The 25,469-nt window shown below is 35.8% G+C and carries 30 protein-coding genes; 2 read left to right on the top strand and 28 right to left on the bottom strand.

The genetic code is table 11. From position 1 onward, the window contains the following. Positions 1-26 precede the first annotated feature (26 nt). Genes ACZ5N5_RS15360 through ACZ5N5_RS15350 form a run of 3 tightly spaced genes read right to left on the bottom strand, consistent with a single transcriptional unit; the run spans position 27 to position 2,870 of the window. Entirely contained in the window at positions 27-254 is a 228-nt protein-coding gene (locus ACZ5N5_RS15360; protein ID WP_054859346.1) for a hypothetical protein, read from the bottom strand. Between the two features lie 34 nt (positions 255-288). After that, positions 289-1,818, bottom strand: a complete 1,530-nt coding sequence (locus ACZ5N5_RS15355) for a RecQ family ATP-dependent DNA helicase (RefSeq protein WP_464372723.1) — start codon at positions 1,816-1,818, stop codon at positions 289-291. Next, the gene (locus ACZ5N5_RS15350; RefSeq protein ID WP_464372722.1) at positions 1,815-2,870 is read right to left on the bottom strand and encodes a YpbB family protein; all 1,056 of its coding nucleotides are present in this window, start codon (positions 2,868-2,870) and stop codon (positions 1,815-1,817) included. Before ACZ5N5_RS15350 ends, ACZ5N5_RS15355 begins: the two co-directional genes overlap by 4 nt. Positions 2,871-2,988: 118 nt before the next feature. On the opposite strand from ACZ5N5_RS15350, the gene ACZ5N5_RS15345 reads away from it, so the two are divergent. Further along, positions 2,989-3,228 carry a ferredoxin gene (locus ACZ5N5_RS15345; protein WP_054787963.1) on the top strand — a complete coding sequence of 80 codons (240 nt, stop codon included), beginning with the start codon at positions 2,989-2,991 and terminating at the stop codon, positions 3,226-3,228. Between the two features lie 68 nt (positions 3,229-3,296). Here the strand turns inward: ACZ5N5_RS15345 and ACZ5N5_RS15340 are convergent, their stop codons facing one another. The 14 genes from ACZ5N5_RS15340 to ACZ5N5_RS15275 form a co-directional block, all read right to left on the bottom strand. After that, positions 3,297-4,508: a hypothetical protein gene (locus ACZ5N5_RS15340; RefSeq protein WP_464372721.1), complete on the bottom strand. Its 1,212-nt coding sequence runs from the start codon at positions 4,506-4,508 to the stop codon at positions 3,297-3,299. Further along, positions 4,489-5,040 (bottom strand): RNA polymerase sigma factor SigX, encoded by a 552-nt coding sequence (locus ACZ5N5_RS15335; RefSeq protein ID WP_277677929.1) that lies wholly within the window; start codon positions 5,038-5,040, stop codon positions 4,489-4,491. Before ACZ5N5_RS15335 ends, ACZ5N5_RS15340 begins: the two co-directional genes overlap by 20 nt. 121 nt (positions 5,041-5,161) lie before the next feature. Further along, positions 5,162-5,659: an ECF transporter S component gene (locus ACZ5N5_RS15330; protein WP_464372720.1), complete on the bottom strand. Its 498-nt coding sequence runs from the start codon at positions 5,657-5,659 to the stop codon at positions 5,162-5,164. After that, a complete protein-coding gene (locus ACZ5N5_RS15325) occupies positions 5,656-6,039 on the bottom strand; it encodes a DUF4430 domain-containing protein (RefSeq protein WP_054787959.1) in 384 nt (127 codons plus the stop codon). Before ACZ5N5_RS15325 ends, ACZ5N5_RS15330 begins: the two co-directional genes overlap by 4 nt. A gap of 259 nt (positions 6,040-6,298) precedes the next feature. Beyond that, positions 6,299-7,012: a response regulator transcription factor gene (locus ACZ5N5_RS15320; RefSeq protein ID WP_054859342.1), complete on the bottom strand. Its 714-nt coding sequence runs from the start codon at positions 7,010-7,012 to the stop codon at positions 6,299-6,301. A 105-nt stretch (positions 7,013-7,117) separates the two neighbouring features. After that, positions 7,118-8,311, bottom strand: coding sequence for a c-type cytochrome biogenesis protein CcsB (gene ccsB / locus ACZ5N5_RS15315; RefSeq protein ID WP_109984239.1), 1,194 nt, complete (start codon positions 8,309-8,311; stop codon positions 7,118-7,120). Between the two features lie 24 nt (positions 8,312-8,335). After that, positions 8,336-9,952, bottom strand: coding sequence for a cytochrome c biogenesis protein ResB (gene resB / locus ACZ5N5_RS15310; RefSeq protein WP_464368053.1), 1,617 nt, complete (start codon positions 9,950-9,952; stop codon positions 8,336-8,338). A 21-nt stretch (positions 9,953-9,973) separates the two neighbouring features. Further along, positions 9,974-10,546, bottom strand: a complete 573-nt coding sequence (gene resA / locus ACZ5N5_RS15305) for a thiol-disulfide oxidoreductase ResA (RefSeq protein WP_054787995.1) — start codon at positions 10,544-10,546, stop codon at positions 9,974-9,976. Between the two features lie 55 nt (positions 10,547-10,601). Beyond that, a complete protein-coding gene (locus tag ACZ5N5_RS15300) occupies positions 10,602-11,333 on the bottom strand; it encodes a pseudouridine synthase (protein ID WP_109984237.1) in 732 nt (243 codons plus the stop codon). Between the two features lie 91 nt (positions 11,334-11,424). Further along, positions 11,425-11,955, bottom strand: coding sequence for a spore maturation protein (locus tag ACZ5N5_RS15295; RefSeq protein WP_109984602.1), 531 nt, complete (start codon positions 11,953-11,955; stop codon positions 11,425-11,427). Then, positions 11,955-12,542: a nucleoside recognition domain-containing protein gene (locus tag ACZ5N5_RS15290; protein WP_109984236.1), complete on the bottom strand. Its 588-nt coding sequence runs from the start codon at positions 12,540-12,542 to the stop codon at positions 11,955-11,957. Before ACZ5N5_RS15290 ends, ACZ5N5_RS15295 begins: the two co-directional genes overlap by 1 nt. Beyond that, positions 12,539-13,642, bottom strand: coding sequence for a D-alanyl-D-alanine carboxypeptidase family protein (locus ACZ5N5_RS15285; protein WP_277677926.1), 1,104 nt, complete (start codon positions 13,640-13,642; stop codon positions 12,539-12,541). The genes ACZ5N5_RS15290 and ACZ5N5_RS15285 overlap by 4 nt, the downstream gene beginning before the upstream one ends. 80 nt (positions 13,643-13,722) lie before the next feature. After that, complete coding sequence (scpB, locus tag ACZ5N5_RS15280; protein WP_054787994.1) at positions 13,723-14,307, bottom strand: SMC-Scp complex subunit ScpB; 585 nt, start codon at positions 14,305-14,307, stop codon at positions 13,723-13,725. Between the two features lie 60 nt (positions 14,308-14,367). Next, positions 14,368-15,090, bottom strand: a complete 723-nt coding sequence (locus ACZ5N5_RS15275; protein WP_054787958.1) for a segregation/condensation protein A — start codon at positions 15,088-15,090, stop codon at positions 14,368-14,370. Positions 15,091-15,277: 187 nt separating this feature from the next. Between ACZ5N5_RS15275 and ACZ5N5_RS15270 the strand changes: the two genes are divergently transcribed. Next, positions 15,278-15,361, top strand: coding sequence for a YjcZ family sporulation protein (locus tag ACZ5N5_RS15270; protein WP_054787957.1), 84 nt, complete (start codon positions 15,278-15,280; stop codon positions 15,359-15,361). Between the two features lie 200 nt (positions 15,362-15,561). Here ACZ5N5_RS15270 and ACZ5N5_RS15265 read toward each other — a convergent pair whose 3' ends face one another. The 11 genes from ACZ5N5_RS15265 to ACZ5N5_RS15215 all read right to left on the bottom strand — a co-directional run bounded on the left by ACZ5N5_RS15265 (position 15,562) and on the right by ACZ5N5_RS15215 (position 25,444). Next, positions 15,562-15,918, bottom strand: coding sequence for a GNAT family N-acetyltransferase (locus ACZ5N5_RS15265; RefSeq protein WP_054787956.1), 357 nt, complete (start codon positions 15,916-15,918; stop codon positions 15,562-15,564). A 283-nt stretch (positions 15,919-16,201) separates the two neighbouring features. Beyond that, positions 16,202-16,633 (bottom strand): peptidylprolyl isomerase, encoded by a 432-nt coding sequence (locus tag ACZ5N5_RS15260; protein ID WP_054787955.1) that lies wholly within the window; start codon positions 16,631-16,633, stop codon positions 16,202-16,204. A 2-nt stretch (positions 16,634-16,635) separates the two neighbouring features. Next, positions 16,636-17,940 carry a diaminopimelate decarboxylase gene (lysA, locus tag ACZ5N5_RS15255; RefSeq protein ID WP_109984234.1) on the bottom strand — a complete coding sequence of 435 codons (1,305 nt, stop codon included), beginning with the start codon at positions 17,938-17,940 and terminating at the stop codon, positions 16,636-16,638. Positions 17,941-18,199: 259 nt separating this feature from the next. After that, positions 18,200-19,669: a spore germination protein gene (locus ACZ5N5_RS15250; RefSeq protein WP_464368055.1), complete on the bottom strand. Its 1,470-nt coding sequence runs from the start codon at positions 19,667-19,669 to the stop codon at positions 18,200-18,202. Between the two features lie 28 nt (positions 19,670-19,697). Further along, positions 19,698-20,126, bottom strand: coding sequence for a stage V sporulation protein AB (locus ACZ5N5_RS15245; RefSeq protein WP_054859335.1), 429 nt, complete (start codon positions 20,124-20,126; stop codon positions 19,698-19,700). A gap of 1 nt (position 20,127) precedes the next feature. Then, on the bottom strand, positions 20,128-20,742 hold the full coding sequence (locus tag ACZ5N5_RS15240; protein WP_109984232.1) for a stage V sporulation protein AA: 615 nt from the start codon (positions 20,740-20,742) through the stop codon (positions 20,128-20,130). 283 nt (positions 20,743-21,025) lie between these two features. Next, positions 21,026-21,775 carry an RNA polymerase sporulation sigma factor SigF gene (sigF, locus tag ACZ5N5_RS15235; RefSeq protein ID WP_109984601.1) on the bottom strand — a complete coding sequence of 250 codons (750 nt, stop codon included), beginning with the start codon at positions 21,773-21,775 and terminating at the stop codon, positions 21,026-21,028. 3 nt (positions 21,776-21,778) lie between these two features. Next, entirely contained in the window at positions 21,779-22,219 is a 441-nt protein-coding gene (gene spoIIAB, locus ACZ5N5_RS15230) for an anti-sigma F factor (RefSeq protein ID WP_054787954.1), read from the bottom strand. Next, the gene (spoIIAA, locus tag ACZ5N5_RS15225) at positions 22,216-22,569 is read right to left on the bottom strand and encodes an anti-sigma F factor antagonist (RefSeq protein ID WP_109984231.1); all 354 of its coding nucleotides are present in this window, start codon (positions 22,567-22,569) and stop codon (positions 22,216-22,218) included. Before spoIIAA ends, spoIIAB begins: the two co-directional genes overlap by 4 nt. A gap of 145 nt (positions 22,570-22,714) precedes the next feature. After that, the gene (locus tag ACZ5N5_RS15220) at positions 22,715-23,908 is read right to left on the bottom strand and encodes a D-alanyl-D-alanine carboxypeptidase family protein (RefSeq protein ID WP_425454573.1); all 1,194 of its coding nucleotides are present in this window, start codon (positions 23,906-23,908) and stop codon (positions 22,715-22,717) included. A 231-nt stretch (positions 23,909-24,139) separates the two neighbouring features. Further along, entirely contained in the window at positions 24,140-25,444 is a 1,305-nt protein-coding gene (locus tag ACZ5N5_RS15215) for a pyrimidine-nucleoside phosphorylase (protein ID WP_109984230.1), read from the bottom strand. Between the last annotated feature and the right edge of the window lie 25 nt (positions 25,445-25,469).

Here is a 25,469-nt window from a genome sequence, read left to right as displayed (position 1 = left end):
GCATTAAACTAGGCGCTTTTTACATGCTAGAAATTCTTCTCCATCAGACTAAAAATGATGGTAGTAATAATAATGACGATAAAGGCAATGAGAAGTATACGAATGAATAAGAAAGGATTATTCTTTCTTTTGATTCGACGATGCACTGTACTTCTCGGTGGAAAAGTAGATATTTGGTCCCTTTCCATTTGACTGTTATGCTCATCAACTAGTTGACGAAGGGAACTTGCTTGATCATCTTTAAAATCCGTCATGATTGACTCCCCTCCATTACCTTGTTCTCCCTTTTTAGCTTTCTATGTTTTCCTGCATAAAAGCATAGGCTAATTTATCTTTCCAGCTATTAAGTTGTAGATTTACTTTTCTTTTAGCAGGCTTCCATTTAGTCCAATCGAAATCACATTTATCACAGCATATTCCTTTAGGGTTATTGTACCCTTCTTGAAAATGTTGAAACAATGTCGCTCTTCTACACTTTTTTGTATTTATCCAGTCGACCATTTCTTGTAATTTTAGATTTTTTTGATCCAGTCGATTTTGAATGGTTTTTTCGATTTTATACATACTTTGATCAATGTTGAACGAATGATTAACCTTTCCGTCTACGTCGAGAACACCTAATTTTTCTACTTGATAATGTAAAAATCTCCAATGTGTTTCATTATTTTGGGTCAAGCTTAAGATAAAATCCTTTATTTCTTGTAAGTCTAGTTGAGGGTTTTGATTTATTTCTTCTAATACCATTCTAACAGTAGTAACATCTGGTAATTCAGATTGTGTTAGTCGTTTAGGAATGAATTTATCCATATCATGATACAATAGGATACTAATACTTTCCTCTCCGTCTCTACCTGCACGACCTACCTCTTGAATAAATGATTCAATCTGTGATGGTATGTGATAGTGGATGACTAAACGAACATCCTGTTTATTGATCCCCATTCCAAAAGCACTTGTACAACATATAACATCCAGTTGGTTTTGCATAAATTGTTGCTGAATCAATAGCCTATCATTGGTTTCTAAACCACCATGATAAAATGCAATACGTAGATCTGCTAGCTCGCTTTGGAGGTGAATCGCTATTTTTTCCGCTTCCTTCCTACTGGAAAAATAAATCATAGTTGGAACGGGAAATTCCCTCAATTTAGAAATAATGTACTCCTTTTTCCGCTCTCTTTCCGTAAACTGTTTTACTTTAAAAGCTATATTCGGTTTATCCATCGGATATATTAATCTTATGCAATTATTCATTTGAAGTGACTGAATAATATCCTCTTGCACTTCCTTCGTAGCTGTTGCTGTTAGTGCTAAAATAGTCGGTTTATTTAATTTGTGATGGACTTCACCAAGTCTTAAATAGTCCGGTCGGAATTCAAAGCCCCATTGTGAAATACAATGGGCTTCATCAATTACCATTAAGGGAATGGTAAGGGAGTATAACCTTTTAAGAAGAAAATTATTTTGTAACATTTCTGGTGATACGTATAATAGCTTGTACTCACTTAGACGATTGAATATATATTGTTTTTCGGATTCTGTGATCATGCTATTGATTGCGGCAACTTGCTTAAATCCGTGTGCTTTTAATTCCTTCACCTGGTCTGTCATCAAGGATAATAAAGGAGATACAACGATTACGGTACCTTTTAACAAAAGAGCTGGCAATTGATAACAGATTGATTTACCAGAACCTGTGGGAAGAACCGCAACAACATTCTGCTCAGAAAGCACCGCTTCTATAATCTCCTTCTGACCAGTTCGGAAATGATCATAACCAAAATGATGCTTTAGATGTTGTTCTAGCCTGCCAGTCATTGTGTTTGTTCCTTTCTGGACTTCTTATTCTCTAACGCAATTACGAGTTTTATTTGAAAATAACTAACATACTCGGGTAAATGGGACTTAATGTTTTTTAATTTATTGGTATTGAGATGATTTACTATCTGCAAAATTTCATCATATATCTTTTTCGTTATAAATTCCGACCAAACTAAATTATTTTCCCAATAAGCTATTTCAATAATATGATCCTGAATTGTATTCTCTTTTAAGCCTCTTCTCTTGGCAATTTGTTCTATATCCATTCCCTTTTTCAGCTGTTGATAAGTTCTTTGAGCAGATTCTGTTATCGGAATAGACTTATGATCCAAATCAATTTTATCTAACACATAAAAGGATGAGGATTGTTGTATTGACGCTAGAAGCTGGTGGATTATATTCATTAATATACAATGTATATCGAACACAGTTACTTGATATTTAAGTGCTAGTTGCTGTTTACCTAATCCAATTTGTCGATATGTAGTCAAATGGTCAACGAAAATATCCGCATAGCTTGATGGGATTGTGTTTAAATGTGAATATAAATCCTTGTATAAGTTAGAGAAATTCGCTTGGCTTAATAAGGAATGCCGAGCGATTATTTGTTTCACTTCCCTTTGGATTAAAGGATTATCGATAACCGGAATAAACCCACGTTGTCCTGCCATTACATTCGTCATAGTTTGTATAAGAAGTAATAACTTATCTAAAAAGGCAGGTGCCTTTTCACTAAATTTCTCGCCATTAAGTGAAAGCAGCTGCAAATGACTACCTTTTACTAGATAAAGAGAGCCTTTTTCTGTAAGGGTTCCTTTTCCATCCTGGTCTAACTTCATATATCCATCGGCTATCAACTGATGGATAATCTCTTCAAATTGATCACGCTTTAAGGTGCGATAAATTCCATAATATTTTGAAAGGTTATAAATATAACTATCTTGAATAGATTGTGTTGATTTTTTCCCTACAATTAAGTGGTATATGTTTGCTACAGAACGTTCACCTTGAACTTGCTGCAAGCAATATAATAAAATCCATTGAAACATTTTTCTACTTTACACTCCTTTTTATTATTGTACCAATGGATGTAGAAAATAGATATGAAATTCATATATATATGATACAATATTATTGAATATTTTTTAAAGAAAAGAGGACCTATTTATGCCTTTATATACATGGGTCGATCAAGAAACCTGTATTGCATGTGGGGTATGTGGAGCAACTGCTCCGAGTATTTTTGATTATAACGATGAAGGAATAGCATTTGCGAAGAGAGATAACAATCAAGGGAGCACACCGATCAAAAAGGAAGAGGAAGAGGATCTTTTGGATGCAAAGGAAGGTTGCCCTACGGAGTCCATTAAGGTAATGGAAAATACAATAGATAGAAACGGCAGTTAACTTATATATTTAATAGATGTAGTCCATTGTGTACAAATAGCCTTCGATGACACAATGGACCACTTAACCTACTGAATTGGAATCGGGTTTACTTGAATAGGTACAGTTAGTTCTTTTGTTAGGTCATACTTCCCTACACGATTGTATCCAATATCCAAATCTACTTTATCATAGCCATAGCTTTTAGCGGTCATTAAAATAGCTTCAATCATAGTCACTGTTCCTTGGTTATTTCCTAATAGCTCGGAACGTATCATTGCCCTGACACTATCCTCTTTTGTTTCTACCTCAATTTGAGCATCATTTGGTACCGTAGCAAGAACTTCATTAGCAGACTCATTTAACGTCATTTCTGTAAGTGCCTCTTCAAATGATGAAATATGCCCTTTTTCAATTGGTATGAGCCATGTTGTTTCTTTGTCTGAAGATTGGAATTTTTTATAGGCTACTGGCTGTAATTCCATTAAGCTTAACATATGGTGTTCAGACAGCTTTTCAACAAATGGATGATTTCCACTTACCTTTAATTTTTCATAACCATATGGTCTAAACATATAGGAGATCAATTTCCTAAATGATTGTAAATGGTTACTAGATGCAGTTACTGGATAAGTGTCATTGAAGATAACTTCCAACTCGTTTGGAGCCGAATCTAACTGAATATCTAGCTTTTCGAGTTGTAAATTACGTAAACCATATGTTTCTGGTTGGACAAATTGATCCAATTTCATATAATAATCATCTAAATTTGTAACTAGACCTTCACTATCGATCAAACTGATCGGAATAATGTAGGATAAGTCCTCCACAAGCCATGCTGTATAAATCGTGTTATCTTTCTGTATATACTCAACAGAATAAGAGAAGGTGTCTTCATTAATATTTTTAAAAGGGGACAAGGAATCGTCCGTTAATAATCTATCTGCTGAATTTGCAACAGAGTTGTTTTCTATGACATCATTCTCTGGTAATTCAGATGAATATTCTCTTTCTGTCGCTGACTCGTTGATTGCAATATCCATAGAAGAATTATTCCTCTGAATCAAGTCAAAATCTAAACTTCGAGCAACGACAAGAAGAACAATGATGGAGCAGAAAGTTGCGACTACAGGAATCCAAAGTTTTTTTCTTTTTCTTGGCCGTGTATCATCATCGATTGTTTGAAACTCTTTTTCAATATTTCGGAGGATTTCTTGTTTGGATCGTTTGTCTTGGATTTTAGGAAGCCTTTTTAACAAATCCTTTACTGTTTGCTTATTATTAGAATGATTTGTTTTCATGATCAACATCCTCCTTCTCCCTAGCATCCTCCATTAATGCTTTCAGTAATTTTAATGCACGATGCTGCGTTGTTTTCACTTTGCTGATTGACCAGCCAAGAATATCTGCTGTTTCCTTTATATTAAAATCCTGAAGATACCTTAAAATAATGACATGCTTTTGATCCCAATTGCACTGATCAAGTAATCGATACAGTAACTTCATTTGCTCATCTAAAATCGTAACTTCCTCAGGCAATGGTTCATTCGCTTTAATCATCTCTCCTTCTGCACCCCAATTAAAAAATTCTTTAATTCGCTGACGCTTTCTTTTTAAGCTGCGAAAATAATCAAAAGTGACATGCCGTGCAATAGAAAATAACCAAGTTCTTTCGGAACTATTTCCTTTAAACTTTTGATAGGATTTTAATACTCTGATATACACATCTTGTAAAATATCTTCTGTTTGCTCTTTGTTTTTTACCATATAAAAAATGTACTGATATAAGTCCTTGTGGTATTCATCGTATAATTGTTCAAAAGTGGTCTTCACCAATAGACCCCCTCACTCTTGTAATTTGTCGATTAAACAGAAGAAAGGTTACACCAAATGTCAAATTCCATATTGAAATACCACAGCAAGAATACTGCGGTTCCTCTTACACTTGCTAAAACTAAGACAAAGCTTGCTTCGGAAGGTTTTTTGCAAGAAATGGATATAACAAAATAGTAAATATTACGTTTCCAATGGCATGTAAGGTATCAAATGGAAGGCCAGCAATATAGTAAGCGAAAAAAGTACCACTATAAGTATAAGTGCCGAGCGAGAGAATAAAGCCATATACATATCCAGATATTAAACTAATGGTTAGTACTACCATGAATGGCTTATTCCAGCATTTCATACCGATAAATCCTACTATTAAGCCGATGATTCCCCAGCTAATTATTTGCCATATCGTCCAGATCCCCACTCCTAGTGCCAGGTTAGATACATATGCAGCAGTAATTGCAAGAAGTAAGCCTGCCAATGGCCCCAAATAAAAAGCACTTAGAATGATAATGGAGGAAACGGGTTGAATATTAGGGAGAAACTGAAAAAATATTCTCCCAACTACTGCTAAGGCTGCTAATAATGAAATTGTAGTTAATTGAGATAAACGCAATTTCATTCAGTAATCACCTTTAATTCTAAGACAATCTGATCTTGGTCCTGAATGATATAATCATTCACACCGACAGATGGCATTTCATCATTTACCGTGTATAACCAGTACTTGCTCTTCTCTTTATTTTGATCATAACCTTCTATTGAAGTGATAAAGCCATCTTCTGTTACCTCCACTTCAAATTCTCTCTGAAGTACATCTAGTAGTACAGACTGTTCATCAATTTCTACATTTTCTTCCTTTATAAGGTTATTTTCATTATAAATTTGTATATTTGCTGTGGTAACAGATGAACTGTCTGGATCTAGATCATTTGTCGAACATCCAGATATAAATACAATAGCTAAAATAAGACTCCATAAAATGCTAAAATTACGGCGCATCATTCTTCCTCCTTAATCTTTGGAGGATTTTACAAAAAAGTAAATCAAGAGTCTAATACATTGGCGGTCTCTACAACTATACTTTCATGCTCAATCCTCTAAGCATAACCATTTGGCTTAATGGCAGGTCTTTTGGCTTGTGCTTTTAGCCTACTAAGAATCTTCTCATACGCTCGGTACATACAGTTTGAGGACAGAACTGGATTTCACAAGATTCCCCATTAAGTACTCATTACATCGTTAATGATTACAAATTAATTTATTTTACTTCAAATTTATAACCCACTCCCCATACAGTAACAATCATTTTAGCAGCATTTTCGGATACTTTACTTAGCTTTTCGCGGAGTCTTTTTACATGGGTGTCTACGGTTCTTAAATCACCGAAAAATTCATATTTCCAAACTTCTTTTAATAATTCCTCTCGTTCAAAAACTTTATCTGGAGCTTTTGCTAAAAATAATAGTAGCTCGTACTCCTTCGGTGTTAAGTTAACTTCTTTATGGTCAGCTAGAACTCTATGTGCATCATTATCTATTACTAGATGTGGAAATTCTATCATATCTTTCGAACGATTACTTTGATTCTGTAGTTGTAAATTACCAGCTCTTCTTAAAAGTGCTTTTACTCTTAGAACTACTTCCCTTGGACTGAATGGTTTTACTATGTAGTCATCTGTCCCTGCTTCGAAACCATGAATTCTACTTAATTCCTCTCCTTTTGCTGTTAGCATCATGATCGGTGTAGATTTATGTTCTCTAATTTCCTTACAAACCTCTAATCCATCTTTCCCAGGCATCATTAAATCTAATAATATAACTTCATAATCCTCATTTAAAGCTTTTTTTAAAGCTTCCTCTCCATCAGCTGCTTCTTCCACCGTATATTCTTCTCTCTCTAAATACATCTTCAATAATCTACGAATACGGTCTTCATCATCCACAACTAATACTTTCTTCTGCTCCTTATCCATGATTTTACCTCCTATCACTACTCTATTAGTATATACGGAAAAAGCACAAGGGACAAATATCTCTTGTACTTTCTCGCAGATCTATTATTCTTTTTTAGCTATGGTTTAACCGGCATAGGAGTGTAAACCTGCTAGAACCAGATTAACGACGATTAAATTAAACATAATGATCGCAAATCCAACTACAGCTAGCCATGCTGACCTTTCACCATGCCAACCTCTCGTCAACCTCAAATGAAGGAAGATAGCATAGAAAAACCACGTGATTAGTGCCCATACTTCCTTAGGGTCCCAACCCCAATATCTATTCCATGCCTCTTGAGCCCAAATGGCTGCAAATATTAGACCACCTAATGTGAACACTGGAAATCCGATCGCCACTGATCGATAGCAAACCTCATCAAGTAATTCAGGATTCGCTTTTTTTAAAAAAGGCTGAATGGCTGCAGCCACCCTTTTTCTTAGAATTAATCTTATTCCTGTATATAATAGTAATCCAACTAATAAGGACCATATTAATGTATTTAGCTTACGAGGTGCTTCCGCGCCATGTAGCCATTCTGGAGTTGGAATAAGTGCATCCATTCTTTCTTCAGTAAGAAGCTCTCCGTCAGGTGGACCAAATATTGCCGGTATTTGATAATCCAGTTCTGTAGCATTTCCTTCCAGCGTATACTCAAATGTAGCAGAATAATCTGCAATCGAAAAAGCGGTAGTGATGATAACAAATCCTAACGTAGAAAAGATTGCATACATAATGATCTCCAACCATTTCGTCTTAGCAGTCGATTTTGATTGGTTAATCTGTCTTATTAAATAGATAATTCCCGCAACAAAACTAACAGCTAAAATCGCTTCACCTAAAGCAACGGTTGTTACATGGATGTACAACCAGTGACTCTTCAGGGAAGGAACCAATGGCGAGATTTCCCTTGGATACATACTCGCATAAGCAATAATTAAAAGGGCTATTGGCAATGCAAATAAGCCAAGTAGCTCGATTCGATAAATAAAGTAAAGGATAATAAATGCTAGTACAAGCATCATACCAAAAAACGTAACAAATTCAAACATATTACTAACTGGCGCATGTCCACTTGCTGCCCAACGCGTGAAGAAATAACCTAGCTGTGCAAGAAAACCAATAATGGTTGTACTTATAGCTATAAGGTGTAGCTTTGTAAATGTTTTTTCTTTTCTTTTGTCTTTTATCGTAGCAGCAAATAATAACGTGGCTATTAAATAAATAATAAAGGCACTATATAAGAGCCTGCCGCTCCAAGTTATTAAGTCTTCCATTGTAAGCCTCCTAATCGGTAATCATTACTCTTTGTCTTCTTGATCCTGTAGGAATTTAAATTTAGTATTGGAAGAAACCTTCTCCCATTCATTTTTCATACCGAACCAGTTTTTATTCGTATGGCAAGCAATTAAAAGTTTAGATTCTTCTGGATGAATCCATATTCTTCTATGCTGCCAGTACATCCCTTGCACAACACCAATCATAAAGATGAACGCACCTATTCCAATTACCGGTAACGTATAATCCCTCTTCACTTTTAATCCACTTACATTTCGAACATCAAATCCAGTTAAACCAATTTTATAATTGTTTTGATTATTTGGATCAATATTTTGTCCAATAGCTAAGAAGCTTACCTCAGGTTCTTCTGAATTCGGAGGATACACAAAAAAGACAAAACCAGGGTTTCGAGGATAATTGGTTCTTGACTTTGGCATACCATCCTCTAACACAAAATCCGGATAATAACTATCTAGCTCAATACGAAATCCATTATCAAACGTATATTCAGATTTAGGATCAGTTAAGTCAACCGTGAATTCAACCATCGCTTTTTCGTTTGCATCATCTTTCTCATGTAACTTAAATGACATACTTTGAAACTCATTTAATTGATAGCTATCTTGATATAGTGCTAATCCGTCGAATTTCATAGGTTCGTTGACAATAATTTCTCCACTTTTCACTTCTTTTAATTCTGGTTCCATTCCAGGAAGATTTTCAGATATATCCTGAAAAACAACAGCATTCGTTTGAAAATTCTTAGGAATAGGAGCCTCTTGACTACTAATTACCTCGTCAAATTTAGCATCCTCTTCCTCTTCTCCGTAAGTCTCAATAATAAATTTCTCATTTTTTACGTAGTATTGCTGATCTGTCCCAGGGATAACTTCAGTTTCTCCTTCTCTAACCCATACAAACTCATCGATATACATAAATGGAACAAAGCGCAATAAGGTTCCAAGAAGGAATATAATTAAACCGAGATGGTTAACATAAGGTCCCCATCTGGAGAATCTTCCTTTCTCAGCAAGATAATGGCCATCTTTTTCTGTTATACGATATCGTTTCTTGCGTAGGTGGGATAACAATTGGTCTACATCATTTTGCTCATAGTTGTTATATTCCCCATAAAGCTTTTGCCTTTTTAAGAAGGCAGCATGCTTTTTAGGATTTTGGTGCTTCAATGCTTTATATAATGGGATACCTCTATCTAAACTAACAATAAAAATAGAAATACCTATAAGTGCTATTAATAACATATACCACCAGGAACTATATAACTGATGAAATCCTAGCTGATAATAGATTTGACCAAAAATGCCATATTGATCTCGATAATGCTCTGATGCGCTAACGGTATTTGGTATGTATATCTCTTGTGGAAAGATGGTTCCGATTGCTGATGCTACAAGAGCAATCGCAATTAGGGTAACTCCTACCTTGATAGATGAGAAAAAATTCCATATCTTATCAACAATGGATTGATTTCTCGTCTTGGAACGAATTGCTCTACCGTCATAACGCATATTGAGCAATTTTTTATTTTCTACATCTAATGGATTACCGCATTTGTTACAAATAGAGGTACCTTCTTTATTTTCAAATCCACAAGCCCTACAAGTATACGCTCCCATAAAAAACCCCTCGTTTACATATTAACTAGGTACTATTTGCTCTAGATAACCTTCCAGGTTTTCTAAAGTTAATTCTCCTAAGACCCTTTCTACAATAACTCCATTCTCATCAATGAAATAGGTTGTTGGAAGTGGTTTAATTCCATATGCATCCATTACTTCTGATGACTTATCATGAAGGATAGGAAAGGTTAAATCATATTGATTCACAAATTTATTGATCACAATTTCTGTCATATCAACACTTACTGCAACAATTTCTACTCCTTTTTCCTTGTATTGTGGATACAAGGATTCCATATAAGGCATTTCTCGCTTACAAGGTTCACAATAAGTTGCCCAGAAATTAAGCATAACCCCTTTCCCTTTTAAATCAGATAGACGTAGATTCTCTACATTTTCTCCATTTAATTGTGTTAATTGAAAGTCTGGGGCTTGTTCACCTACATCAACCGCTTCATCCTCGCTAAGTACATTTGAAACAATGGCAAAAAGCATAGCGCCAAACAAAACGACTAAAATGGCTGTTCGATAAATTAGGCGAAATCGCTTTTTTTTACGTTTTTGTTGATTTGCTTTCTCTACCTTATTCATGATTTTCACTCCCTTCGAACATTTTACCATCATATTTATCACAATATTGTGACAGTTATTTAACAATTTTTTGAGCTAACTTTTTTAAATCGCTAATTTCTTGAGGCTTGAGCTCACGATATTCCCCTGGTTGCAATCCATCTAGTGTTAAGAAAGCAAGCCTTTCGCGTCGCAATTTCATTACTGGACAATTGATGGCATCAAACATTCTTCTAATTTGGCGATTTTTTCCTTGATGAAGAATGACCTTCACAATGGCTGTTTGCTTCTTTTTATCTACTGACATGATTTTGACCTGCTTAGCCTTTAGAATATCACCCTCTGAACGGATACCTTTTTTAAATGTTTTAAGAGCTTCATTTGCTGGAATTCCTTTTGTCTTCACAATATATTCTTTGTCCATTTTGTACCTTGGATGAAGTAATACATTCATAAAGTCACCATCATTTGTCATAATGATTAAGCCGGAAGTATCATAATCTAATCTTCCAACAGGGAAAATTCTTTGTTCAAATTCCTCAAAAAAATCCACAACCGTTTTACGGTCCTTATCATCAGATACACTAGAAATAACGCCTCTCGGTTTATAAAAGAGAAAGTAGACAGGCTTTTCCTTCTCTATTGGAATGTTGTTCACCTCGATTTGATCACTATCGGTTACTTTCACTCCTAATTCCGTTATCACTTTACCATTTACCTTTACCTTACCTTCTTCAATTAGTTTTTCTGCTTTTCTTCTTGAAGTGATTCCGCTCTTTGCAATCACTTTTTGTAGACGTTCACTCATGCTATACACTCTTCCTCTGTTTTTTTAAGTTAGTTCGTCATTTTCACATAACCCTTATCATGAAAAGGAGCGTTAACCTATGTTAACGCTTCTACAAGAACATCCATGATACTACAATAACTGAAACAATTATACCAATAAAATCAGCAATCAGTCCAACTTTAAGCGCATCCCCCATTTTTTTAATGCCAACTGCTCCAAAATAGACAGTCAAAATATATAATGTTGTGTCAGTACTACCTTGCATGGTGGAAGCTAACCTCCCTAAGAACGAATCAGGACCATATAGTTCAATCATTTCAGATGTAACACTTAAGGCAGCAGTTCCTGAAATAGGACGGATCAACGCTAATGGTGTAATTTCCGCAGGGAAACCTACTTTCTCGAGAAATGGTTGGAGTAACCCAATAAACGCATCCAGAGCTCCAGAGCTCCTTAGAATGGAAATAGCTACCATCATCCCTAATAAAAATGGAAGAAGGGAAATCGACATTTTTAAGCCTTCTTTCCCACCTTCCACAAATTCCTCGTATGCAGGTATCTTTCTCCATACAGCAGTAAGCAATATGACTAAAATAATGCAAGGAATGAGCCAAACACTTATCGTTGTCACAATTTGAATCAAGACAGCTTCTTCTCCCTTCGTTTCTGAAATAGACGATCTACGAGAATGGCAGTAATGGTAGTTGCCAGTGTAGCAATTAAAGTACTGCCTACAATTTCAGTTGGTGAGTGAGATCCATACTCCATTCTAATCGCAATAACGGTGGTCGGGACTAAAGTAATACTTGACGTATTAATTACGAGAAAGGTGATCATGGAATTAGAAACAGTGCTCGAATTACTTAGCTTCTTCATTTCTTCCATTGCTTTGATTCCCATTGGTGTTGCTGCATTACCTAAACCAAACAAATTTGCGCTAAAATTCGCTAATATATAGCCCATCGCTGGATGATCTGCTGGAATTTCTGGAAAGAGTCTTACTACGAGTGGACGAAAAAGTTTACTAAGCCCTTTCAATAATCCTGCCTTTTCTGCGATTCTCATCATACCTAACCAAAAAACTAGAACACTAGTAAGCGCAATAACTAATGTGACAGCCTCATTAGCTCCATCAAACAATGACTTATTAACTTGTTCCATCGTCCCATTAAACATTGCATACACAATACCAATAGCGGCCATTAGTACCCAAATAAGGTTAATCATTGCTTTTCACCTAATAATGTTTGAAAGGTATCGAGAGTAGCTTGCCAAAATCCACTTTTTTCTTCATTTACTTCTTCTTGATAAATAGCAGTTTCTGCAATCTTCTCCCCATCTAGGTAGAATATCTTTTTTCCAATTTGGTCAAATGCTAATGCTTCTGTTGTTAAAAATACCTTAGAAGAAAGGTTTTTTATTTCTGAATCGGTTAAAGGATAGAGAACATCGTCCGAAATCCAACCATTTGTGAGACCTTCATCTTTCTTGTTTTCGTAGGAATATTCCCCCTCAGATTGGATTTCCTCAAGAGGATAATGCTCAAATCCCCATTCATATAATCTAATATGATCCTGCCAGTCATCAGGAGCATTGAGAGTAACCACAATCAAGGTTTGTCCATCCTTCTGCGCCGTTGTCACTAACGTTCTTCCGGCAGCCTTCGTAAAACCTGTCTTACCCCCAGTACAATATTCATAATACCTTGTTAATAATTTATTTTTATTTTGCCAGGAATAATCACGGTCATTTGCTCGAAATGATTTTGCACCTGATATTTTTTGAAAAGTATCATTTTCCATTGCATACTTCATTAGGAGTCCCATATCATAGGCAGTAGAGTAATGGTCCTCTGAATCAAGACCATGAGGATTGGAAAAATGTGTGTTTGTCATGCCTATCCAATGGGCTTTCTCATTCATTAGATGAACAAACCCTTCTAAGCTACCACCAACATGTTCACTTATCGCAACAGCTGCATCATTTCCAGAGCGTAGCATCAGCCCATAGATTAATTCCTCCAGTGTAAACTGATCCTCGGCCCTTAAGTAAATAGAAGAACCTTCTGTGCCGATGGCATTATCCGATATGCTTACTTGACTATCTAACTCACCTGATTCAATGGCAACAATGGCTGTCATGATCTTCGTAATACTAGCAATCAAGGATTGGTTATGAGCATTCTTTTCGTACAACACTCGACCAGACGTTTGGTCTATGAGTACTGCGCTTTCGGCAGACACGTTTATCTCTGTTTGAGCCTCTACTGCTGGAGATAGTAGTAAGCCTCCAAATACAAGACATATGATTGTGATAGCAAAACGCACTGCTTCACCTCTTCTCAGACAATTAATTTTTATATCTTCATTGTATGCAGAAAAGACAAGCATATGCTCACGTATTTTTCCTATTCCTGTTCAAGCTCTTGGAAACGATCGAAAAATAAATCTGCTTCCGTTTCGACATCAATATCTTCTATGTTTTCTGGTAATGGAGGCAGCTCCTCTAATGATTTTAAACCAAAATAAGTTAAAAAATCTAAGGTAGTACCAAATAGAATTGGTCGTCCTACTCCTTCTTTTCGACCTACTTCTTCAATAAGTGCACGAGAAATTAATGTCTGTACAGGCCTGTCACTCTTAACTCCTCTAATCTCTTCAATTTCCGTTCGGGTTATTGGTTGTAAATAAGCTATGATTGCTAATGTTTCTAATGCAGCCTGTGACAACTTTGAAATAGTCTTCGTTTCAGTCAGGCTGGTATAGTATTCACCATGCTCAGGTTTTGTGGACAAAAATAAGGAACCTTTTGATTCGACTAACATCATTCCTCTACTACTACTTTCATAGTCAAACTTTAACTCATTTAATACATGCTCAGCCATGTCCTTATCTAAATCTAATACCTTTTGAATTTCCTTCTTTGTAATACCTTCATTTCCCGATACAAAAATTAAACCTTCTATAATTGCTTTCATCTCTGATAGTTCCACTAGATTGATACACCGTCCTTCATTCATAAACCCATAATTACGGAATGATCCTTTTTGTGTTTAAGCCTGATAAACCATTAAATCATCAAATTGTTTCTCTTGAATACAATGAATTTTATTATCCTTCATTAATTCTAAAACCGCTATAAAGGTTGCCACAACATAGGATTTCGTATTTTCTGGAAATAGTTGATAGAAGGAAATACCTTGATGAGATTCCTGCAATTGTAATAATATTGCATCCATTCTTTCTTTTATCGGTATCTCCCTTCTCTGAATAGATGTTTCCATTGGTTGATTCCATTTTCTCCGCTCTAATACTTTTGCCATTGCGTTTAGCATATCATAAACACTAGCTGTACCTTCTGGGACAGTAACTCCTTTTGGTTTTTCTAATGGAACAGGAGCTCTCGTATGTATGTGACTTCGTTCCATCTCTCTTTCTTTTAGTTGTTCTGCCGCTTCCTTATACTTTCGATATTCAATTAACCTTCTCATCAATTCCTCACGAGGATCCTCTTCATATTCCTCATCCACCTCTATAGAAGGATTGGGTAATAACACCTTGCTCTTAATTTCTAATAAGGTTGCCGCCATCACTAAATATTCACTTGCAATATTAAGCTCTAATTGCTGCATTGTATGTATATATACCATGTATTGAGAGGTGATTTCCGCAACAGGTATATCATAAATATCAATTTCATACTTATTGATTAAATGCAATAATAAATCTAATGGTCCTTCAAAAGAGTCTAACTTTACTTCATACTGATTAGCCACACATTTTTCCTCCAAAAATCACACAAATATTTTTAAATCATTCTTTATAAGAAAAGTGTAAAAACAAACTGCCATCATTTATTATATACTATTACATATGCCCATACTTTTTTCCATTGTTAGCATACATTAATCTCGAGAAATCAATTTTATAATTGATTTAAAATTGAAAATAGGAGGAATAAAAATGGGTTATTCTTACGGTAGTGGATTTGCGTTGATCGTTGTGTTATTTATCTTGTTGATTATTGTTGGTGCAGCTTGGTATTAAAAAACGGACTTTAGAATAATGGTACTCACCAACCATCCCTAGCCATCCACTTTTACGATGTTAAACGACAAGAAAAGAACCTTTGTGAAACCCACAAAGGTTCTTTTCTATTTTACCATAATCGTATTTCTTGCACCTTCCATACCATTGTCATTATTTGACTGGCTATCAGGATGCATTCATTGTATCTATATAATTGTTTAAGATGTTTTACATTTCTCTAGAAATCGTTCTGTTTGCTCATTCGCATGGATGGAGTAGGACTCATCGAAAAAACCTTCTAATGCATGTACCATTTTCTTTCCAATGCCCATATTACGATGTGATGGATCTACCGTGATATGCTGTACTAAAATTGATTTGTTATCTTCCTTGACAATCAAACCAATAGCCCCTAGAACATCGTCTTCTTCTTTCCATAAAAATAGCTGCCATTGATCGTTTGTCTCATATTCCTTGATCGTATCCTGTAGTCGTTTAACTTCTTTCTCATCAGGCATAAAAGATAAGAGTCCCATTGCTATCTTTTCAAGCCTTTTCTTATAACGAATTAACATTTTGAACCCCTCATTATTCATAACATTATTCATACTGTTATGTTATGTTCTGATTCGATGTGTCGTTACCTTGGATAAAAATTTGAATCATTTAACCATTTGGTAGTGCTATACCGAACCAATAATAAAAACCCCATATCACTGCAATGACAAAAAGAAAGATCAACAATATCCAATTTTTGCGTCTTTGATTCATCCCTATCTTTCCCTTTTAATTTAGAAATTAAACATTCTAATCATTACAATAGTATAATCAAATAAAGATGTCAAACCTTGACAATTTCTATTCCGTCACACGAACGGTTTTCATTGCATCACCTTGTTTGATTCGAAGGACGGTATCCATTCCTTCTATAACTTGTCCAAACACGGTATGCACGCCATCTAAATGTGGCTGAGGCTCGTGAACTAAAAAGAATTGACTACCTCCCGTATCCTTACCGGCATGAGCCATAGATAATGCTCCAGCGACGTGCTTATGTGGGTTTCCTTCCGTTTCGCATTTTATAGTATAGCCAGGACCACCCATTCCGGTTCCGGTAGGATCTCCGCCTTGCGCAACAAATCCTGGAATGACACGGTGAAAAATAACACCATCATAAAAATGATCGTTTGCTAGTTTTTCAAAATTAGCTACGGTGTTTGGCGCAGCCTCCTCAAATAACTCTATTACGATTTCTTCTCCATTTTCAAATGCTATTGTCGCTTGCTTCATTGTTATTCCTCCTCGTAGGATAAGTCATTTGTTACTAAGTCTTGGTAACTTTCTCTTTTGACCACTAACTGATCCTTCCCTTTTTCTACAAATACAACTGCTGGTTTGGCAAAACGGTTGTAGTGGTTTGCCATAGAATAACCATACGCACCTGTACTAAATACTGCTAATATATCATTTGCCTCCACTTCTGGCAACATAATATCCCAAATTAACATGTCTCCTGATTCACAGCATTTTCCAGCAATAGAAACTTCTTCATCGCTCGGTTGTTGGGCTTTATTCGCGACAACTGCTTCATATTTCGCTTGATATAGCGCAGGCCTCAAATTATCAGTCATCCCGCCGTCTACCGCTACATATTTTCTCACATTCGGAATTTCCTTGATCGAACCAATTGAATATAGAGTGATACAGGCATCCCCGACAATAGATCTGCCTGGTTCTATCCAAATCTCAGGAAACACCATGTTATATTTATTAGTTTGGGAGGAAACTTTTTCTATTAATGATTCTACGTATTTCTCTAATGGTAACGGTTCATCCTCTGACGTATAGCGAATGCCAAAACCACCACCTAAATTAAGCACTTCAGCAGTAAATTGATAGCTTTTTGACCACTCTGCTAATTTCTCAAAAAGCCGTTCCACTGCCATCATAAATCCATCTGTTTCAAATATCTGAGAACCTATATGACAGTGCAAGCCCTTCAGATGAATACGCTCTTTCGCTAAAAGCTGTTGTATTGCCTTATCTGCTTGACCATTTGTTAGGTCAAACCCAAATTTAGAGTCTTCGTTACCAGTCAAAATGTAGTCATGTGTATGTGCTTCAATACCTGGCGTTACCCTAATAAGTACATCCATTGTTGCATCATATTCAGCTAGTAGTGATTCTAACAATACCATCTCATGAAAATTGTCGATAACAATACAGCCAATTTTACTCTCAATCGCCATTCTAAGCTCTTCAAGACTTTTATTATTACCATGAAAATGAATTTTGTCAACCGGAAAACCAGCTTGAAGTGCCGTGTATAACTCCCCTTGAGACACAACATCCAAACTAAGATTCTCTTGTTTTGCAACCTGTACCATTGCTATACTTGAAAAAGCCTTGCTTGCATAAGCAACCTGTGCCTTTATACCATGCTTTTGAAATGTCTCCACAAATGCACGGGCGTTTTCCCGAATTTTTTCTACATCATAAACGAATAATGGTGTTCCATATTTCTTCGCCAAATCGATGGTATCAAGTCCTCCAAACAATAAGTGCCCTTTTTCATTATAACTGAATTGCTCTGCCATATAGTCATCCCCCTAGTAACGATAGCCTTCTGTCATCCAATAAAATTTAGCGTTCCATGATTTATTAGTAAAAAATCTGCTATCAATCTAATGTGTACAAAGAAAAAACCCTCCTATTCACCTGCTTGGTAAAGTAGTAAGGGATTTTCTATTCCCGCAGTACCATAAATAAATCATTTCGAAAAAAGTATAAAAATAATTTACCACACAGCCTTCCGAAGTTCAAGCATAACCGCAAAAGCAGTTTTGTACAAGAATTCTAAGATTGTTTTCGATGATTTTTTGTTTGTACAATGCTCGGACGTGTTTTCGATAACGGAACAGCTACTCGGAATAATATTTGCCACAATGCCTTGTCATTAAACGGTAAAAGTGGCCATAAATAAGGTGTCTGTAACGACCTTGTACTAGCAAGAAACAGTATGAAGCAGGTTGTTCCGATGAGAAAACCTGGAACATGGAAGAAAAAGGTCACAATGAGCAAAAGTAATCTTGCTATCTTATTGGCTACACTTAGTTCATAACTAGGTGTGGCAAAAGTCCCGATTGCACTGATCGCAACATAAAGAATGACTTCTGAACTAAACAAACCAACCTCGATTGCAATTTCTCCAATTAATACTGCTGCAATCAAACCCATGGCGGTTGATAAAGGGGTTGGTGTATGAATGGCAGCCATCCTTAAAAACTCAATCCCTATATCAGCTAAAAGAATTTGTACAATTATCGGAACATTACCTGTTTCGTTCGGCCCGATAAATTGTAGTTTTTCTGGTAATAATGTAGGGTCTAGAACTACCAATAGCCACAATGGCAATAAAAATAAAGAGGCAAATATACCTAAAAATCTTATCCAACGAATAAAGGTACCGACAGCCGGTGCTTCCCGGTACTCTTCTGCATGTTGAACATGGTGGAAAAAAGTTGTAGGCACAATAATCATACTAGGTGAAGTATCCACCATCACTAACACATGTCCTTCAAATAAATGAGTCGATGCCACATCTGGCCTTTCTGTATATCTTACTTGGGGATATGGATTTAATCCTTGATGAACCAAATATTCTTCTATTGTTTTGTCTGCCATAGATATTCCGTCAACATCAATATTTTGTAGTTCTTCTTTAATTAAGTTTACTAAATCCGGATCTGCTACATCTTGGATATAAGATATACAAATATCTGTCTTCGATCTTTCTCCAACCTGCATAATTTCGTTTCTTAGTCGTTCGTCTCGTATTCTTCTTCGAGTTAATGCAGTATTTTCAATAATATTTTCTGTATAGCCATCTCTAGAACCTCGAACCACTTTTTCTGTGTCAGGTTCTTCCGGAGTTCTTCCTGGATAGTGTCTGACATCCACGATAAAACAATTTTCTTCTCCGTCTGCAAAAATCACCAGTAAACCAGATAGTAATCGATCCATTGCCTTATCAAATCGATCGGTCTTTTCCACTTGTTGGTGAACAACACGATTATTTAGCTCATCATAGATATCAGTATGAGCATTTTCGTCATCATTAATAGAAATCAATTTTTTCATGATCTCAATGACAAAATCCGTGTCTACTAACCCTGTTACATAGTATAATTGTATTCTCTTTTTAAGTACCACTAATTCTCGAAATCCGACATCAAAGGAAACACCTATTCCGAGCTTTGATTTTAAATAAGACTCATTCATATTTATAGATGATGAGATTTTTTTTTGATTTTTGGTTTTTTTCATCTATTATCCCTCATTAAATTAACATATTTCACGATGACATAATATCGACAAAGGTGATCCAGTGGAAAAGAGAGCCAAAAATTTTGCCTAATACGATTGCCATTAATAACCACAACAGTGCTGTGCTCATTCCTAATCTTTTCATTAAGATGGGAAAAACATTTAGCACCTCTGTCAATGCTGCTGCAAGCATTCCGATAAAAACACCATGGAATAGTCCGAACAATACTTGGATAAGTATGGGAACATGGATCGAAATTTGACTGAAGGAAAAAAGTGTCCCTATTATACCTCCTAGTATGACAGCTGCTTGATATGATTTGACAAAAGTATAAGATTTACTCAGCTGGACCAACCGTGGAATAATTCCTAACACTGTTAATAAAGCGACTAGACCTGAACCAACAATAATTCCAGAACCAAACCCGATAATGGTTTCTGCAATAATAGATCGCATGTCATTCATTGTCTCTATTATTCAAAACATTCTCATGATTAATAAGATAGGTATCTAAATCTTGCTGATAATTAAACATTTCTACTTCGAGCGGGCTCGGTTCCTCATTAAATCGTTTTTGGAAGATGTGATTAAAAAAGAGTACCATTCCTAGTCCTAATCCGATCGAGTATGGAATTTGTATCCATAGTGGTTTGTTCACTCTTTCCCCTGTAAAGAAATATGCCAAACTCTGATGAACCTCCTGCATGCTAACATCATAGTGAAAATTGATAATTGCCATGGCGGATCCCACGAACAGAAGTAGCCAGATTGCTGTAACGAGCAAAATATTGGCTTGTTTTTTTTGTTTGCTAATTTCCACAATTGTCTGACTAGGTCCAACTAATTCAAAAGTCAAGGATGGATATGCTTTAATTAATTTATCTAACAGATGAAATCCATCAATAACTGATACATTTTTATCCTCTTCCGTAATCTGATAAATCTTTAAGTGATCTAACTTATCAAGATAAGAAATATTCCCTGTTAAATAAGCGATATCCTTCAGTAAAATAAGGTGATTATGTTTAACTCTAATTTTCTTTCTAAGCCGGATATATACTTTTTCCTCCACTAAGCATCACCCCTTATATACAAACTTAGTTATAAACTGTTGGTTATGAAGTAGTTTTTGAAATTAGGGAAAAATTATACCCATATAAGAAAAACAACGACTCTTCCAGCATTAGAAAAACTCGCATTCGCTCGTCCTTTAGCCGATGCGTTAGCTTTTCTTATACTTTGGATTTCAAAATTTTCGCTTCGTTGCTTTACTTCCTGCCCAAAATTTTATACTTTCTTAACGTAAAATAAAAAACTCGGCATTCGCCGAGTTATTACGTAAAGGCTATACTATTTTAATTCAACATTTCTTCTTTCATTTTTTCTAATATCTTTTTCTCAATCCTAGAAACCTGAACTTGTGAAATACCTAAACGATTGGCAACCTCAGTTTGTGTTTGATCCTTATAATACCTAAGATAAACAATAAGTCTCTCTCTTTGATCTAATTCATTAATTAACTGTTCCATCGTAATTTTTTCAAACCAGTTATCTCCTGTATCTGCAATTTGATCCAACAGGGTGATCGGATCGCCGTCGTTTTCAAAAACAGTCTCGTGAATGGATTGTGGTTTCTTCGTTGCTTCTTGCGCATGGATGATCTCCTCTGGGCTTAGTTCGAGCTTATTAGCGATCTCTTGAATTGTTGGTGCTCTCCCTAAATCCTTCGTTAATTCATCCGAGGTGCGACGAATTTTATTACCAATCTCCTTTAGGGATCGGCTTACTTTCACCGTTCCATCATCCCTAATAAATCGTTGAATCTCACCGATTATCATAGGTACTGCATAGGTAGAAAATTTCACATCGTAATTCAGATCAAATTTGTCAATCGATTTCAGCAAACCAATACAACCAATTTGAAAAAGATCGTCCTGGTCATACCCCCGATTTAAAAATCGTTGCACAACTGACCATACTAGCCGGATATTTTTTTCTACAAGAATGGATCGAGCATTTTCATCGCCTTCTTGACTTAATTGAATATATCGTTTGACCTCTTTATCCTGAAGGGGGGATGCATTTTTCATTTTTGTCATCCGCATCACCTAATTACAAAAACTTTTACTTCGTTGGAAGTCTTTGACCATTCTGATAGTGGTGCCTTCTCCAGGACTTGATTGTATTTCTACCTTGTCCATAAAGTTTTCCATGATGGTAAAGCCCATCCCCGATCTTTCAAGCTCTGGTTTAGAGGTAAACAATGGCTCTTTAGCTAAATCTATGTTCTCAATTCCTAGGCCTTGATCCTGAATAGAAATGGATAAGGTGCTATCTGTAATGGAACACTCAATATAGACATATTGATTCGGGTCTTCCTCATAACCATGAATAATTGCATTGGTCACCGCTTCGGAGACAACAGTTTTGATTTCTGTTAATTCATCCATCGTTGGATCAATTTGGGATACAAAGGCAGCTACCGTAATCCGTGCAAATGCTTCATTTTCACTAATACTTTTAAAATGTAATTGCATCGAATTATTCATGAGGCCACCCCCAACGTAAGCAATGCAAAGGATTCATCTGATTCTAATCGAACTATTTTGAATAAACCCGACATTTCGAACAAGCGTTTTACTGCAGGGGAAATAGAACAAACAACCATCTCGCCGCCCAGTTGTTTAATCTCTTTATATCTACCTAAGACAACTCCAAGACCTGAACTATCCATGAAATGTAGATGTTGCAAATTTAAAACCACATGTTTTGTTCGGTTTTTTCTCATTTCCTCTTGCCAATCTATCTTTAGTCTTGCTGCAGAATGGTGATCTAGCTCTCCTTCTAATCGTACAATTAATACATTTTCAATAGGAACAAATTGTGTCGTTAATTGCATTATTCATCCTCCCTCTTTTCTAACTTGAGTTTCTATTTCTACAAAGATCTTTTATTATCCTGCTTTATGACAAAACTAGAACGAAATCGAGCAAATATTGCAAAATCATTTCTTCAATTTAGGAAACGATATATTTACGGTAAAACTATAGAGAAAAGAGCGACCGCCAAGTTCTCTTCCATAATTGGAATGTGCTTGCTTTTTTCATATCCTCAGAAAGGACGAGATCTGTTTCACTGATCACTTTTCCACCTTGCATCACTTGTAGCTTACCAACAGTAGTTCCTTTTTTGATTGGAAGGGATATATTTTGATTTATTTTCATTTTTGTTTCAATTCCACTTAAGTCCTCCCCTTTTTGATGTACAATGGAAATAGAGTCATTAGTAATGATATCCACATTTTGTTTGTCAGCTTTTAGCCATTCAAAACTAGTAATCGATTGGTTTTTTTCGAATAACGGTTTTGTTGCATATTTGCTATAAGCATAATCGAGCATTTGACTAACATCACTATTACGTTCCTTAGTGGACCCAGCACCCATCACTACTGCAATCACCCTCATTCCTTCTTTTTCAGCAGTAGCAGTTAGACAGTATTTCGCTTCATTCGTAAATCCTGTTTTCAAACCATCTACGCCATCATAAAATTTTACCAGCTTATTTGTATTCACAAGCCAAAATTCATTTTCCTTGCCTTCACGTAAATAGTCTTCATAAATACTTGTATAATCGGTTATATTTTCATATTTTAATAAAGCCTTTGCCATTGTGGCCATCTCTGCTGCTGTACTTGTATGGTTTTCAGCGGGGAGTCCAGTCGCATTTTGGAAGACCGTATTCTTAAGACCTAATTCCTTCGCTTTTTTGTTCATTAGCTCTACGAATGCTTTTTCACTGCCGGCTATTTTTTCGGCCATCGCAACACTTGCATCATTTCCAGAAGCTACCGCTATACCTTTCAGTAAATCGTTTACGGTCATTTCTTCTCCTGCCTCTAAAAATATTTGTGAGCCACCCATGGAAGCAGCATTCTCACTGACTCGAACCGTTTCTTCTAAGGTTATTTCTCCCTTATCAAGAGCTTCCATAATTAATAGCATTGTCATAATTTTAGTCATACTTGCTGGTGGTAAGGACTCGTCAGCATTTTTCTCAAACAAAACTTTACCAGTATCTCGTTCTATTAATATAGCTGATTTTGAATTTTCAGCTAAATCAAGAGAAGCAGATTCACTTACTGGTTGATGATGGGAAGCATGGATATTTAGATATCCTGAAAAGCATGTTAGAAGCAGAACATTTGCCATTATTAGTAGCAGTCTATTTACCATTTTCACCTACATACACCTCCAATAGTTAACACTAATTATTTTTGCCAAAACCGAGTATTTTTATAACATTAGAAAAACTCGGATTCACTCTTTTTTGGTGAATGCCTAGTTTTTCTTATACCTAATACCTTAAAATTTCAGCTACTTCGAAACTTCTACTGTGTAGAAATTTTATGCTTCCTAACGTATAAAAAAAAGCGATGAATGAATTCATCGCTTTACGAATACTAAGGTTCTTTACTTATCTATTACTTCATAAATCATCTTAGGTTTATTAGAAGGATTATCTTGGATTGTAATAGCATCCCTAATGAGTTCCATGATCTCTTGGACATCCTCCTGATCAGCATGGAGAGTTGCTAGTGGTTCGTCGATTTCGACCTTATCACCTATTTTCTTGTGTAAGGTTATTCCAACTCCATGATGAACCTGATCGTCTTTTTTCGCACGTCCTGCTCCAAGATGCATTGCTGCGATTCCAATAGTATCAGCTGTTATTTCGTGTATATATCCTGTTTGTTTTGCACTAACTTGAATATGGTAAGAAGAGCTCGGTAGCTTTTCAGGATCTTCAATAACCGAAATATCTCCGTTTTGTGCCAATATAAAATCTTTAAAAGCTTTTAGAGCATGGCCTTCATCCAATAATATGGTCAGTTTTGCTATCGCCTCTTCATAGCTTGAGTAAATTCCTGCTAATATTGTCATATGAGCAGCTAATTCTAATACAAGTTCTCGAAGATCCTCTACTTGTTTTCCTTGTAAGACATGGATAGCTTCCCTCACTTCATTTGCATTCCCAATTTCATAACCTAATGGTTGATTCATATCACTAATAACAGCTATTGTTCGTCGACCTAATTGATTTCCAATCTGGACCATTTCTTTAGCCAGACGTTTCGAATCTTCTAACGATTTCATAAATGCCCCTGAACCAGTTTTCACGTCTAAAACAATACTGTCTGCACCTGAAGCAATTTTTTTACTCATTATAGAGCTTGCTATCAACGGTATAGACTCCACTGTTGCGGTTACGTCTCGCAACGCATATAGCTTCTTGTCTGCAGGAGCTAGATTCCCTGTTTGACCGACAACTGCTAGCTTATATTGATTAACATTACGAATAAATTGATCATTCGTTATCTCCACTTGAAATCCAGGTATAGACTCTAATTTATCAATCGTTCCACCTGTATGTCCTAAACCTCTACCTGACATTTTAGCAACAGGTATACCCGCAGCTGCTACTAATGGTCCTACAATTAATGTTGTCTTATCGCCTACTCCACCTGTAGAATGTTTATCAACTTTATGACCTTTAATTGGGGATAAATCAATCTCATCTCCAGACTCTACCATCACTTTTGTTAATAACGCCGTTTCATCTTGATCCATTCCTTGATAATATATTGCCATTAATAAAGCAGAAACCTGATAATCTGGAATTTCATCTTTCATATAGTTTTCGATGAAAAAGCGAATTTCTGCTTCCTCTAGTTTCGTTCCATTTCGTTTCTTGCTAATAATATCAACCATTCTCATATAAACTCATCCTTTTAGTTGTAAT

The sequence above is a fragment of the Gracilibacillus sp. JCM 18966 genome (genome assembly GCF_055392695.1).
Note: the sequence above shows the minus strand (reverse complement) of the source record. Positions and strands in the feature narration are given on the sequence as shown.

Bases quoted from the DNA above. Each gene is read 5' to 3' on its own strand.
- ACZ5N5_RS15360 (WP_054859346.1), bottom strand. From the start codon at position 254: ATGACGGATTTTAAAGATGATCAAGCAAGTTCCCTTCGTCAACTAGTT.
- ACZ5N5_RS15355 (WP_464372723.1), bottom strand. From the start codon at position 1,818: ATGACTGGCAGGCTAGAACAACATCTAAAGCATCATTTTGGTTATGAT.
- ACZ5N5_RS15350 (WP_464372722.1), bottom strand. From the start codon at position 2,870: ATGTTTCAATGGATTTTATTATATTGCTTGCAGCAAGTTCAAGGTGAA.
- ACZ5N5_RS15345 (WP_054787963.1), top strand. From the start codon at position 2,989: ATGCCTTTATATACATGGGTCGATCAAGAAACCTGTATTGCATGTGGG.
- ACZ5N5_RS15340 (WP_464372721.1), bottom strand. From the start codon at position 4,508: ATGAAAACAAATCATTCTAATAATAAGCAAACAGTAAAGGATTTGTTA.
- ACZ5N5_RS15330 (WP_464372720.1), bottom strand. From the start codon at position 5,659: ATGAAATTGCGTTTATCTCAATTAACTACAATTTCATTATTAGCAGCC.
- ACZ5N5_RS15325 (WP_054787959.1), bottom strand. From the start codon at position 6,039: ATGCGCCGTAATTTTAGCATTTTATGGAGTCTTATTTTAGCTATTGTA.
- ACZ5N5_RS15320 (WP_054859342.1), bottom strand. From the start codon at position 7,012: ATGGATAAGGAGCAGAAGAAAGTATTAGTTGTGGATGATGAAGACCGT.
- ccsB (WP_109984239.1), bottom strand. From the start codon at position 8,311: ATGGAAGACTTAATAACTTGGAGCGGCAGGCTCTTATATAGTGCCTTT.
- resB (WP_464368053.1), bottom strand. From the start codon at position 9,952: ATGGGAGCGTATACTTGTAGGGCTTGTGGATTTGAAAATAAAGAAGGT.
- resA (WP_054787995.1), bottom strand. From the start codon at position 10,546: ATGAATAAGGTAGAGAAAGCAAATCAACAAAAACGTAAAAAAAAGCGA.
- ACZ5N5_RS15300 (WP_109984237.1), bottom strand. From the start codon at position 11,333: ATGAGTGAACGTCTACAAAAAGTGATTGCAAAGAGCGGAATCACTTCA.
- ACZ5N5_RS15290 (WP_109984236.1), bottom strand. From the start codon at position 12,542: ATGATTAACCTTATTTGGGTACTAATGGCCGCTATTGGTATTGTGTAT.
- ACZ5N5_RS15270 (WP_054787957.1), top strand. From the start codon at position 15,278: ATGGGTTATTCTTACGGTAGTGGATTTGCGTTGATCGTTGTGTTATTT.
- ACZ5N5_RS15265 (WP_054787956.1), bottom strand. From the start codon at position 15,918: ATGTTAATTCGTTATAAGAAAAGGCTTGAAAAGATAGCAATGGGACTC.
- ACZ5N5_RS15260 (WP_054787955.1), bottom strand. From the start codon at position 16,633: ATGAAGCAAGCGACAATAGCATTTGAAAATGGAGAAGAAATCGTAATA.
- lysA (WP_109984234.1), bottom strand. From the start codon at position 17,940: ATGGCAGAGCAATTCAGTTATAATGAAAAAGGGCACTTATTGTTTGGA.
- ACZ5N5_RS15250 (WP_464368055.1), bottom strand. From the start codon at position 19,669: ATGAAAAAAACCAAAAATCAAAAAAAAATCTCATCATCTATAAATATG.
- ACZ5N5_RS15245 (WP_054859335.1), bottom strand. From the start codon at position 20,126: ATGCGATCTATTATTGCAGAAACCATTATCGGGTTTGGTTCTGGAATT.
- sigF (WP_109984601.1), bottom strand. From the start codon at position 21,775: ATGCGGATGACAAAAATGAAAAATGCATCCCCCCTTCAGGATAAAGAG.
- spoIIAB (WP_054787954.1), bottom strand. From the start codon at position 22,219: ATGAATAATTCGATGCAATTACATTTTAAAAGTATTAGTGAAAATGAA.
- spoIIAA (WP_109984231.1), bottom strand. From the start codon at position 22,569: ATGCAATTAACGACACAATTTGTTCCTATTGAAAATGTATTAATTGTA.
- ACZ5N5_RS15215 (WP_109984230.1), bottom strand. From the start codon at position 25,444: ATGAGAATGGTTGATATTATTAGCAAGAAACGAAATGGAACGAAACTA.